General features: G+C 65.1%; 2 protein-coding genes (1 of these 2 only partly in view). Both read right to left on the bottom strand.

Annotated elements, in window-relative coordinates:
- Positions 1-838, bottom strand: the start of a protein-coding gene (locus ACIOUG_RS06015; RefSeq protein ID WP_401063347.1) for a non-ribosomal peptide synthase/polyketide synthase. The gene continues 17,006 nt to the left of window position 1, outside the view; the window shows 838 of its 17,844 coding nt (coding positions 1-838); it begins with the start codon at positions 836-838; its stop codon lies off the left edge, out of view.
- A complete protein-coding gene (locus ACIOUG_RS06010) occupies positions 835-13,845 on the bottom strand; it encodes an amino acid adenylation domain-containing protein (protein ID WP_401063345.1) in 13,011 nt (4,336 codons plus the stop codon). The genes ACIOUG_RS06015 and ACIOUG_RS06010 overlap by 4 nt, the downstream gene beginning before the upstream one ends.

Raw genomic sequence — 13,845 nt, 5'->3', positions numbered from 1 at the left:
TGCGAAACGGCACCGGGCGCCCCAGCAGCGCACTTTGCCCGGTGAGGCAGGCGCGCATTTCGTGGCGCACCACGTCGAGGGCCGAGTGGTCGAGGGCCATGTGATGGAACAACAGCGTGGCGATCACCCGTTGCCCGGCTTCATCCCAGGCGTGGGCCAGACGCATCAGCGGCGCCTGGGCAACGTCGAGGCGGAAGTGCCGGGCGTCGAAGCGCTCGTGCAGATACGCCAGAACGTCGCTGGTGGCATCTGGCAGCGTCACTTCTTCCACCGGCAGTTCGGCCCGGCGCCAGACCACCTGCACCGGCGCGTCCAGCCCTGCCCAATGCACAGCGGTGCGCAGAATGTCATGGCGATCGATCACGCTTTGCAGGGCCTGGGCGAACGCCTGAAAACGCTCACGGCTGGCGAAGGCGAAATGCGACTGCATCACATACGGATCACCGTCACCGCCACTGACGTGGTGATAGAGGATGCCTTCCTGCAACGGCGCCAGCGGGTAAATGTCCTGCACGTTGGCGGCGCCGCCGGGGACTTGTGCGACGAGCTGGTCGATAGTCGCCTGGTCGAGTTGGACCAGCGTCAGCATCGCCGGGGTGATGCGCGTGGTACCCGCAACGATGCCGTTGGCCGGCACTTCGACCTGGCCGTGCTTGCTGGCCGAGTATTGCCCGGCCTTGATCAGCTCGATCAGCGCCGGTTTGTGCTCGCGCAACAGCGCCAGCAACGCCGGATCGTTCAACGCCTGTTTGTTGCCATTCACCCGCAATTGGTCGTCCGCGACCGCCAGCTGGATATCTTTAGCCTTCAATGTGGCCAACAGTTCGATCACGTTCACAGGACGATCTCCATTCGTTCGGTAATTGCGGCGTAGCCGGCCAGGGTCGGATGTTCGAACAGCGACCTGACATCGGCTTCCATGCCTTCCTGACGCAGCCGGCCGATCAGACTGACCGCCAGCAGCGAGTGACCACCCAGTTCAAAGAAATGATCGTGGCGCCCTACCCGCTCGACGTTGAGCAATTCAGCCCAGAGCCGTGCGAGGATGATTTCGACGTCGCCCACCGGGGCTTCGTATTCGCGCACCGGCAATGCAGCCTGATCCGGCGCCGGCAGCGCCTTGCGGTCGAGTTTGCCGTTGGGGCTCAGCGGCAATGCATCGAGATGCACGAACAGCGCGGGCACCATGTAGTCCGGCAGATGCTCCAGCAAGTGGCTGCGCAGCACGTCGATTTCCAGGCGTGCCCCGGTGTAGTACGCCAGCAGACGCTTGTCGCCGGATGCATCTTCGCGGGCCAGCACGGCGGCTTCCTGGATGCCGTCGATCTGGGTCAAACGCGCCTGAATCTCGCCGAGTTCGATGCGCAGGCCACGGATCTTCACCTGATCGTCGTTGCGGCCGAGGTATTCGATATTGCCGTCCGGCAAATAGCGGGCGACGTCGCCGGTGCGGTACATCCGCCCATGGCTCTGGAAAGGGTCATTGAGGAAGCGTTCGGCGTTCAGCTCCGGGCGATTCAGATAACCGCGCGCCACCTGCACGCCGCCGATGTACAGCTCGCCGACCACGCCGTGCGGCACCGGTTGCTGTTGCGCATCGAGGATGTACATGCGGGTGTTGGCGATCGGTTTGCCGATTGGCGTGTTGTCCGGGGTGCTTTCCAGAGGGCCGGCGCAGTTCCACGCCGTCACGTCCACTGCGGCTTCGGTCGGGCCGTAAAGGTTGTGCAATTGGCTGTCCGGCAGTTGCTGCTTGAAGCGTCGCACCACGCTGCCCGGCAGCGCTTCGCCGCTGCACATGACTTGCCGCAGACTGCTGCAACGTGCGCTGTCACCGTGGGCGAGGAATACGTCGAGCATCGACGGTACGAAGTGCAGCGTGGTGATGTGTTCGCGTTCGATCACTTCACTGAGGTACTGCGGATCTTTGTGCCCTTCAGGTCGGGCCATGACCAGACGTGCGCCGGTCATCAGCGGCCAGAAGAACTCCCAGACCGAGACGTCGAAGCTGAATGGGGTTTTCTGCAACACCGTGTCGCTGGAGGTCAGTTGATAGGCATCCTGCATCCACAGCAAGCGGTTGACCACCCCGCAATGTTCGTTGATCACGCCTTTCGGTTGGCCGGTGGAGCCTGAGGTGTAGATCACGTAAGCGCTGTGCTGCGGGGTCAATTCTGCAAGAGAAAGGTTTTCCTCTGGCAGCGATTGCCAGTGCGGCTGATCCAGATCGACCACCGGCACTGAGACTTCGCCGAGTAACGAACGCGTGGTTCCCTGCACCAGCACCGCCAGCGGCGCGCTGTCCTCAAGCATGTACGCCAGACGCTCCAGCGGATACGCCGGGTCCAGCGGCACATAACCGCCGCCGGCCTTGAGGATCGCCAGCAGCCCGACCACCATGTCCAGACCGCGCTCGACGCAGATCGCCACCCGCGTATCCGGCCCTGCGCCCAACTCACGCAGATGCCGCGCCAGTTGATTGGCCCGAGCGTTGAGTTCGGTGTAGCTCAGTGGCTGCTCACCCGCGACCACCGCTGGCGCCTGCGGCGTGCGCGCCACTTGCGCCTCGAACAAGCCGTGGATGGTCTGCCCAAGGTCGTAATCGACGTCCGTGGCATTGAGGCCGAACAGCAACTGTTGGCGCTCGGCATCCGCCAGCACCGACAGGCGATTCAAGGCCTGCTGCGGTGTCTGCTCCAGCGCCTCGACCAGCCCCGCCAACGCCTGCTGCATGTAGCCACAAACCCGCGCCGCGCCAATCTGCGACGGGGTCATGGCAGTGAGGTCAAAACCCTGGCCGAGGTCATCGACGTTGAAGCTCAGCGGATAGTTGGTGCGCTCCTCGCTGGACAGGTTTTCGATGCCTTGCCAGGCCAGACGATTGGCCTGCAACTGTTCCTCGCTGACACTGTGCCGGTAGTTGAGCATGGCGCTGAACAGCGGCGACGGCGCGGCGACCCCGCTGCAACGCTGGGCCAATGCCAAGGACGCATGTTCATGGCCGAGCAATGCGGTCAGTTGCGCATGGGTGGCGCGCACCCCGGCACGCACCGAAACATCGCCCAGATCCACCCGCAGCGGCAGCGTGTTGATGAACATCCCGAGGCCGCGATCAGCGCCGGTACCGCCCTGCATCCGCCCCAGCAGCACGGTGCCGAACACCACGCGCTCATGCCCGGAGGTCGCCGCCAATACCTGGGCAAACGCCAGATGAAACAGGCTCGCGACACTCACGCCCAGCTGCCGCGCCTGGTTGCGCAAGCGCCGCGCCAAGGCGTCGGGCAGGCGCTGCCGGACTTCTTCGATGTCATGGCCGTCACCGTGCACATCGAGCAGACCGAACGGCAGCGTCGGTTCGTCAATTTCGCCGAGCATCGCGCGGAAGAACGCTTCATGTTCCTGCTCGCTGACCCCCAGCCGGGTCTGCGCCACGTAATTGCGATACGGCACGGCGGGGATCAAGGCTTCGCCGTGACCGAAGAGCAGCGCTTGCAATTCCTGCTGCACCACTTCCAGCGCCGTGTGATCCATGGCGATGTGATGGAACAGCAGCATCGCGACCACCCGGTGGTTGGCCGGATCCTGCGCATACACCAGGCGAATCAACGGCGCCTGACTGAGGTCGATGCGGTAATGCCTTGCGTCGAAACGCTCGTACAACTGCGCCAGAACATCACCGGCCGCCGGGTCGAGGACCACTTCCTGCACCGGCAACTCAGCTTCACGCCAGACCACTTGAACGGGTGTTGCCAACCCTTCCCAGACCACTCCAGTGCGCAGAATGTCATGGCGAGTCATGACCTGACGCAGCGCGGCGGCAAAGGCCTGCAAGCGTTCAAGGCTGTCGAATGACAGGCGCGATTGCAGCAGGTATGGATCGCCCTGCGCGGCGCTCAAGTGGTGATAAAGAATGCCTTCCTGCAACGGCGCCAGCGGATAAATGTCCTGCACGTTGGCGGCACCGCCGGGCACCGTGGCGACGATGCGCTCGATGCTGGCCTGATCCAGTTGTGCCAGCGGCAGCAGCTCCGGGGTAATGCGCGTGCAACCGGCCGGAATGAGGTTGGCCGGCACCGCGACTTCGCGACCACTACCAACGGCGGCGGCCAGTGCGGCGAGGGTCGGCTGGCTGAACAGCACGCGCACGTCGGTGCTCAGGCCGAGCTGACGCATGCGCTCGATCAGGTTCACCGCCAGCAGCGAATGCCCGCCCAGTTCAAAGAAGTTGTCGTGCCGCCCGACCTGTTCGACCTGCAGCACCTCGGCCCAGACCTGCGCCAGCGCGGTTTCCACCGGTCCTTGCGGTGCTGCGTATTCGCGGCTGAGCCAGGCGTCCTGAGCCGGTTCGGGCAAGGCCTTGCGGTCGAGTTTGCCGTTGGCGGTCAGCGGCAGCGCCGCAAGCCGCACGTAGGCTGCCGGCACCAGTGCCTGCGGCAGATGCGCTTGCAGATGGCTGCGCAGGTCCTCGATATCGACCGTTGTGCGGGCGGTGAACCAGGCGATCAAGCGTGCCTCGCGCACCAGCACCACCGCGTCCTGCACCGCCGGATGGCTGGACAGCGCGGCTTCGATTTCCCCCAGTTCCACGCGCACGCCGCGCAGCTTGACCTGATCGTCGTTACGCCCCAGGTACTCGATATTGCCGTCGGCCAGCCAGCGCGCAAGGTCGCCGGTGCGGTACATGCGCGCCTGCGGCTCGTCACTGAACGGGTCTTCGAGGAAGCGTTCGGCGGTCAGCTCGGGACGGTTCAGATAACCACGGGCGACACCCGCGCCACCGACGTACAGTTCACCGGCAACACCCACCGGCACCGGACGCTGCTGTTCATCGAGCAGGTAGATCCGGGCGTTGCTGATGGGCCGGCCGATGTGCAGCAACTGGCCGGCATTGATCTGCCCGGAGGTCGCGACCACCGTGGCCTCGGTCGGGCCGTAGTTGTTGATCACGGCAAACGTCTGCTCACGCGAGAACTGGCGCAACTTGTCGCCGCCGATCAACAGCGTGCGCAAGGTCGGATGACCCAGCTCACGACTGAAGGCGTATTCGGCAATCGGCGTCGGCAGAAAACTCACCTGCAACGGCTGTGCGCGCCACCACTCGAGCAGTTCATCAAGGTGTTCGTTGCTGATCGACGGCGGCGGCAGGTGCAGGGTCGCGCCGACACACAGCGCCGGCCAGACCTCCCAGGCCATCGCGTCGAAACCGCAACCGGCGACGCTGGCGGTGTGGCTGCCGGCACGCAGGTCGAACGCCTCGCAATGCCAGTGCACGAGGTTTTCCAGGGTCGCGTGTTCGACCATCACGCCTTTCGGCTGGCCGGTCGAACCCGAGGTGTAGATCACGTAGGCCAGATGCGCCGGAGTCAGCGTCGGCAGTTGCGGATTGCAATCGGACAGGTGCTGCCAGGTGACATTGTCCAGATCAATCACCGGCACCCGGCCCAGCAGCTCGCGGGTCGAGCCCTGCGCCAGCACCGCCACCGGATCGCTGTCCTGCAACAGGTAGGCGATGCGCTCCGCCGGGTACGCCGGATCGACCGGCACGTAACCGGCACCGGCCTTGAGAATCGCCAGCAGCGCCACCAGCATCTGCGGGCTGCGTTGCAGGCACACGGCAATCCGGTCGTCCGGCTGCACGCCGAGGCCGAGCAAGTGCTGCGCCAGACGATTGGCCTGCTGATTGAGTTGCGCATAGGTCAGTTGCTGCGTGCCCTGCACCACCGCCAATGCCTGCGGCTGCTGCTCGGCCCGGGCTTGCACCAGTGCATGAATGGTTGCCCCACGGGGATACGCCGCCGTCGGGTTGAAACCGACCAGCAAGCGCTCGTATTCCTCCACCGCAAGAATCGGCAAACGGTTGAGCGCACGCTGTGGCGCCTGTTCCAGCGCGTGCACCAGATGTTCCAGCGCGGTGTGCATGTAGCCGCAGATTCGTTGCGCGCCGATCTGCGCCAGCGCCAGCACCGACAGGGCAAAGCCTGCGCCGAGATCGTCGACGCTGAGGGTCAGCGGATAGTTGCTGCGCTCTTCGCCACCGAGCAATTGCACGCCTTCCCAGATGCCCTGACCGTCACGCGGTTGCGCCTCGGCCGCGCTATGCCGGTAGTTGAGCAAGGCGCTGAACAGCGGCGCCCCAGACACCGCGCTGCAACGCTGGGCCAGCGCCAATGGCGCGTGTTCATGGGCGAGCAATGCCGTCAGTCGGGCGTGGGTGGTCTTGACCGCTGCGCGCACGCCTTCGCTGACATCCACCCGCAGCGGCAAGGTGTTGATGAACACGCCAAGGGTGCGATCCGCGCCCTCGCCGCCCTGCATCCGTCCCAACAGCACCGTGCCGAAGACCACGTCGCGGCGGTTGGCAAGCACCCCTATCACCTGCGCCCAGGCCAGGTGCATCAGACTCGCCGGGCTGACACCCAACTGCCGCGCCTGTTCACGCAGGCGCAGGGTCAACCCGGCATCCACGGCTTGCTGCGCCTCCTCGATGGCACCGCCATCGCCTTGCACGTCGTGCAGGCCGAACGGCAGGGTCGGTTCATCGATATCGCCGAGCATGTCGCGGAAGAACGCTTCGTGCTCCTGCTCGCTGGCACCCAGACGCGCCTGCGCCACGTAGTTGCGGTACGGCATCGGCGTGCCGAGGCTGTCGGCCTGATTGAACATGAACGCGCGCATTTCCTGGCCCACCACCTCCATCGCGGTGTGGTCGAGGATCAGGTGCTGGAACAAGATGATCGCCACCACCCGTTGTTGCGCCGGGTCTTCGGCGTAGACGATGCGCATCAGCGGCGCCTGGCTCAGGTCGAGGCGGTTGTGCCGGGCGTCGAAGCGCGCGTGCAACTGCTCGAGGACGTCGCCCTGCGCCGGATCCAGCGGCACCGCTTGCACCACCAGCGGCGCCTGACGCCAGACCACTTGCTGCGGACTCGCCAGCCCTTGCCAGACCACACTGGTGCGCAGAATGTCGTGGCGCGCGATGACCTGCTGCAAGGCTTGGCTGAAGGTACGCAGACGCTCGACGCTGTCGAAGATCAGCCGCGATTGCAGCAGGTACGGATCGCCCTGTTCGGCGCTCAAGTGGTGGTAAAGAATGCCTTCCTGCAACGGTGCCAGCGGATAGATGTCCTGCACGTTGGCGGCCCCGCCCGGCACCGAGGCAACGACGCGCTCGATGCTCGCTTGATCGAGTTCAGTCAGGCTGAGCAGGTCCGGGGTGATGTGCGTGCAGCCCAGCGGAATGCGGTTGGCCGGCACCTCGATTTCGCGACCACTGCCCACTGCGGCGGCGAGTGCGGCCAGGGTCGGCTGACTGAACAACACGCGAACGTCAGCCGCGAGGTTGATCTGGCGCATGCGTTCGATCATGCTCACCGCCAACAGCGAATGCCCGCCCAGTTCGAAGAAATTATCCTGACGCCCGACGCGCTCGACTTTCAGCACGTCGATCCAGATCTGCGCCAGCGCGGTTTCCACCGCACCCTGTGGCGCCTCATATTCGCGGCTGAGCCACGCGCCCTGCTCCGGTTCCGGCAAGGCCTTGCGGTCAATCTTGCCGTTGGCGGTCAATGGCAATGCGTCCAGACGCACGTAAGCCGCCGGCAGCAGCGCATCCGGCAAGCGCGCCTGTAAATGCGTGTGCAACTGTTGGATATCGACCGCTGTGCACTCGGTGAACCACGCAATCAGCCGCCCGTCGAGAACCAGAACCACCGCCTCGCGCAGCGCAGCGTGGCTACCGAGCGCGGCTTCGATTTCACCGAGTTCGATACGCACGCCACGCAACTTGACCTGATCGTCGTTGCGCCCCAAGTACTCGATATTGCCATCAGCCAGCCAACGCGCCTGATCGCCAGTGCGGTACATGCGCGCCTGTGGCTCGTCGCTGAACGGATCGAAGAGGAACTGCGCAGCGGTCAGTTCGGGACGATTCAGATAGCCGCGTGCCACACCCGCCCCGCCGACATACAACTCACCAGCCACACCCACCGGCACCGGGCGCTGCTCAGCGTCCAGCACATACACTTTGGCATTGGCGATCGGGCGGCCGATATGCAGCGGCTGATCCAGTTCGACCGGCCCCGAGGTGGCGACCACCGTCGCTTCGGTCGGGCCATAGTTGTTGATCACTGCGAAGGTTTGCTGCCGACTGAACTGACGCAGTCGGTCGCCGCCGATCAGCAGCGTGCGCAAGGTCGGGTGCTGCAATTGCCGGCTGAACGCGTATTCGGCCACCGGCGTCGGCAAGAAGCTGACCTGCAACGGCTGCGCGCACCACCAGTCGAGCAATTCGTCCAGATGCTCGTTGCGGATCGACGCCGGCGGCAGGTGCAAAGTGGCGCCGACACACAGTGCCGGCCAGACCTCCCAGGCCATCGCGTCGAAACCGAAACCGGCGACGCTCGCGGTGTGGCTACCCGCGTGCAAGTCGAAGGCTTCAGCGTGCCAATGCACGAGGTTTTCCAGAGTCGCATGCTCGACCATCACCCCTTTCGGCTGGCCGGTGGAACCGGAGGTGTAGATCACGTAAGCCAGATGCTTCGGCGTCAATGCTGGCAGCTGCGGATTGGCATCCGACAGGTGCTGCCAGAGGTCGTTGTCCAGGTCGATGACCGGCACGCCGCCGAGCAGATCGCGGGTCGCTGCCTGCGCCACAACCGCTATCGGGGCGCAGTCCTGCAACAGGTAGGCGATGCGTTCCGGCGGATACGCCGGATCGACCGGCACATAACCGGCGCCGGCCTTGAGGATCGCCAGCAGCGCCACCAGCATGTCCGGGCTGCGCCGGACACACAGGGCGACTCGATCATCGGGCTGCACGCCCAGTCCGATCAGGTGATGCGCCAGGCGATTGGCCCGCTGATTGAGTTCGCCATAGCTCACCTGCTGCGCACCTTGCAGCGCCGCCAAGGCCTCGGGGTGCGCGGCCGCCTGGGCCTCGAACAAACGCTGCACGGTTTGCGCCTGCGGGTAGTCGCGACCGGTGATGTTAAAGCCGACCAGTACCCGCTGGCGTTCGCTCGGCGACAGCACCGAAATCTGCCGCAGCGGCGTGGCCGGATTGTGCTCGAGTGCGGTCAGCAGGTTGTGCAGCGCGGTTTGCAGGTAATCGCAGACCCGCGCGCCATCCACTTGCGGAACCGCCTGCACGCTCAGGCGGAAACCTGTGCCGAGGTCGTCGACGCTGACCACCAGCGGATAGTTGCTGCGCTCGCGCGAGCTGAGAATCTCGATCCCGTCCCAGGCCACGCCTGCCGGTTCTGCCGCGCTGTGGCGATAGTTGAGCAAGCTGCTGAACAGCGGCAGCGACGCCGCCACACCGCTGCAACGCTGGGCCAGCGACAGCGAGGCCTGCTCATGCGCCAGCAGTTGCGCCAGACGCTCATGAGTAGCGCGCACGCCTTGCTCCACCGTGGTCGCGCCGACACTGACCCGCAACGGCAAGGTATTGATGAACATGCCGAGTGCGCGATCGGCGCCTTCGCCGCCCTGCATGCGCCCGAGCAGCACGGTGCCGAACACCACCTCTTCGCGCCCCGAAACCTGCGCCAGCACCTGACCCCAGGCCTGATGCACCAGACTGGCCGCGCTGATGCCGAGCCGCCGCGCCTGCTCGCGCAAGCGTTCGGCCACGCCGGCGTCCAGCGCCTGCTCACTGTCAATGATGGTGCTGCCATCGCCATGCACATCCTGCACACCGAAGGCCACGGTCGGCTCGTCGATGTCGCCGAGCATGTCGCGGAAGAACGCTTCGTGCGCCTGAGTATCGGCCTGCTGTTGCGCCTGTGCCACGTAGTTGCGGTACTGCACCGGTGGCGGCAGATCGGCGCCGCTCGGGTACAGGCTGTCGTTCATTTCCGCGAGCAACACTTCCAGTGCGGTGTGGTCGAGCACGATGTGGTGCAGCAACAGGATGCCGACCCAGCGCTGCTGCTCACGGTCTTCGGTGTAGGCCAGACGCATCAGTGGCGCCCGGCGCAGGTCGAGGCGATAGTGGCGTGGATCGAAACGTGCCTGCATATGCGCCAGCACATCGCCCTCGAGCAAGTCGGCATCGACCCGTTCCAGCGCCAGCGGCGCCTCGCGCCAGACCACTTGCACCGGCTCTTCAAGCCCTTCCCAGACCACGCTGGTGCGCAGAATGTCGTGGCGCTCGATCACCGCGTTCAACGCGCGGACGAAGGCCTTGATCTGCGCCAGACCGGCGAAAGCGAATTGCGCCTGCAACACGTAGGGGTCACCGGCGCTGGACGCCAGATGGTGATAGAGAATCCCCGCCTGCAACGGTGCCAGCCCATAAATGTCCTGCACATTGGCCACGCCACCGGGCACGCTGGCGACCACGCGGTCGATGGCCGCCTGATCCAGAGTGGCCAGTGGCAGCATGTCCGGGGTGATCCGCGGGCAATCGGCGGCAATCAGATTGTCCGGCACTCGCAGGGCATGACTGTGACTCAAGGTCGCCGCCAGTGATGCCACGCTCGGCTGACCGAACAGCACGCGCACGTCGCACTGCAAGTCGTGCTGACGCATGCGCTCGATCAGTTTCACCGCCAACAGCGAATGACCGCCAAGTTCGAAGAAATTGTCATGCCGACCGACCTGCTCGACACCGAGCAGGGTCTGCCAGATCCCGGCGATCAGGGTTTCCACCGGTCCCAGCGGGGCTTCGAAACCGCGCCGGGCGAACGCCTCGCTGTCCGGTTGCGGCAAGGCTTTGCGATCGAGCTTGCCGTTGCTGGTCAGCGGCAACGCATCGAGGCGCACAAACGCGCTCGGCACCATGTAGTCGGCCAGCGACAGCAGCAACTCGTCGCGCAATTGCGCGGCGCTCGGCTCAGTGCCTGCGGCGGCCAGCCAGTAGGCGACCAGACGCTGATCGCCGGGGCTGTCTTCGCGGGCGATCACCACCGCTTCGCGTACCCCGGCGCAGGCTGCGAGGCGAGCTTCGATTTCACCGAGTTCGATGCGGAAACCACGGATCTTCACTTGATCGTCGTTGCGCCCCAGGTATTCGAGGCTGCCATCCACCGCCCAGCGCGCCAGGTCACCGGTCTTGTACAGACGCGCCTCGGCACGGCCGCTGAACGGGTCGGCGATAAAGCGTTCAATAGTCAGCGCTTCACGATTGAGGTAACCCCGGGCAACCCCGGCGCCACCGACGTACAACTCGCCGATCACGCCGACCGGCACCGGTTCGCGCTGCGCATCGAGCACGTACAGCTGCAGGTCGGGAATGCCCACACCAATCGGGCTGCGCCCGACCAGTAACGCGTCCGCCGCTTCCAGTGGGCGATAGGTGACGTGCACCGTGGTTTCGGTGATGCCGTACATGTTTACCAGTCGCGTACCGGCATTGCCGACCCGCGCATACCACGGTTTGAGCAGGCCCGGTTCCAGGGCTTCGCCGCCGAAGATCACTTCGCGCAACGAGTGCTGCAACGGGCTGCGGCCCTGCGCGGCGATCAACTGGCGGAAGGCGCTCGGGGTCTGATTGAGCACGGTGACGCCAGTGCGGCAGAGCAATGCGTAGCAGTCGTCCGGCGAGCGGCTGACGGCCTGCGGCACCAGCAACAACTGACCGCCAAACGCCAGCGCACCCCAGATTTCCCAGACCGAGAAGTCGAAGGCGAAAGAATGGAACAGCGCCGACACATCTTGCGGGTTGAAGTTGAACCAGTCGTGGGTCGCCGAAAACAGCCGCACCACGTTGCGGTGTTCGACCATCACGCCTTTGGGCAGCCCGGTGGAGCCTGAGGTGTAGATGACGTAGGCGAGATGACTTGGAGTCAGCTCGGGAATCTGCGGATTGCTGCTGAGTTCAGCCTGCAACTGCACGCTGTCCAGATCAATAATCGACACGTTGAGCGCGCCAACCCTGGCCAGCGTATCGGCCTGGGTCAGCACCGCCACCGGGGCGCTGTCCTGCAAGGTGTAGGTGATGCGCTCCAGTGGATAGGCCGGGTCAATCGGCACGTAACCGGCGCCCGCTTTGAGGATGCCGAGCAGGCCGATGAGCATTTGCGGGCCGCGTTCGACGCAGATCGCCACGCGCTGATCCGGGCGAATCCCTTGTGCCAGCAGGTGATGCGCAAGTTGATTGGCGCGGCGGTTCAGCTCGCCGTAGCTCAACGCCTGCTCCTCGAACAGCAGCGCTGTGGCTTCAGGACGCGCCGCCGCATGCGCTTCGAATTGCTGATGAATCAGCGGCGTTTCCGGGAACTGCGGCAACGGCGAGTTGACCCCGTGCAGCAGGTATTCGCGTTCGGCGGCCGGCAGAATATTCAGGCGTTGCAGCGGCGCGTCCGGGGTTGATTGCAAGGCCTGCAGCAGACTGTGCAACGCGGTGTGCAGATAAGCGGCGATGCGTTCGGCACCCAGCGCTGCATCGGCCAGCGCGGTGATGCGCAAGTCTTCACCGAGGTCGTCGATGTTGATCGTCAGCGGGTAGTTGGTGCGCTCGCGGGCGCCCAGTACCTGGACGCCGGGGGCCAGTTCGCTGACCTCGGCGATCTCTTCATTGCTGCTGTGGCGATAGTTGAGGATCGCGCTGAACAACGGCGTCGGCACCGCCACCGCGCTGCAACGCTGGGCCAGTGCCAGCGAGGTCTGCTCATGGCCGAGCAACGCGGTCAGGCGTCGATGGGTGGCCAGCACCCCGGCACGCACGCCGTCCTGCCCGACATCCACCCGCAGCGGCAAGGTGTTGATGAACATTCCCAGGGCCTGTTCGCCGCCCTCACCCGCCGCCATCCGTCCCAGCAGCACGGTGCCGAACACCACCGCCGTGCGCCCCGACAACTGCCCGAGCACCCGCGCCAGCGCCAGGTGCATCAGACTGGCGACGCTGACGCCGAGCTGACGCGCCTGCCCGCGCAGTTGCCGGCTGAAATCGGTGTCGAGCATCAGCAAGGCTTCTTCGATGCCTTGGCCGTCGCCCTGCACATCCTGCAGACCACAGGGCAAAGTCGGCTCGTCGATGTCGGCGAGCATTTCGCGGAAAAACTCTTCGTGAACCTGCTCGTCCAGGCGCAGACGGGCCTTGGCCAGGTGATCGCGGTACGGCACCGGCGGCCCGACCTGCGCGGTCTGGCCGAGCAGGTGCGCGCGGGTTTCGCGGCGCACCACGTCGAGGGCGACGTGGTCCATGATCAGGTGATGGAACAGCAACAGCGCGACCACACGCCCGTTGTCCGGATCCATGGCGTAGACCAGACGCAGCAGCGGCGCCTGCTGGATGTCGAGGCGGAAGAACCGTGGGTCGTGGCGCTCCAGCAGTTGCGTCAGGACGTCCGCGCCCGGCGCGAGGGCGATCTCTTCGCAATACAGACGAGCCTGCCGCTGCACCACTTGCAGCGGTTCATCCAGGCGTTCCCAGACGAACGAGGTGCGCAGAATGTCGTGGCGTTCGATCATCCATTGCAAAGCCTCGGCGAAAGCCTCCAACCGTTCGCGGCTGGCGAAGGCGAAGCGCGCCTGCGACACGTAGGGGTCGCCGGCGGGCGCCGACAGGTGCAGATAGAGCATGCCTTCCTGCAGCGGTGCCAGCGGGTAGATGTCCTGCAGGTTGGCGGCGCCGCCGGGCACCTTGGCGACCAGCCGGTCAATGGTCGGCTGATCCAGCTTCACCAGCGGCAGCATGTCCGGGGTGATGCGGAACGCCGGGCTCAGCCAGTCGCCACCGTGGCGGGCGACCAGTTCCAGCAATTGCGCCTTGTGTTCGCCGAGGCTGTCCCACAACGCATCGTCCAGCGCGTCGTCACTGCCCAGAATGACCAGGTCTTCATCTTCCTGTTGAAGGCGGATCGCATGGGTGGAAAGAACAGCCATCAGTTCGCTGAAATGCAT

Origin of the sequence: Pseudomonas sp. NPDC087803 (genome assembly GCF_044742995.1) — a bacterium.
Taxonomy (GTDB): Bacteria; Pseudomonadota; Gammaproteobacteria; order Pseudomonadales; family Pseudomonadaceae; genus Aquipseudomonas.
The sequence above is the reverse complement of the archived record's forward strand: the minus strand, read 5'-3'. Positions and strand labels throughout refer to the sequence as shown.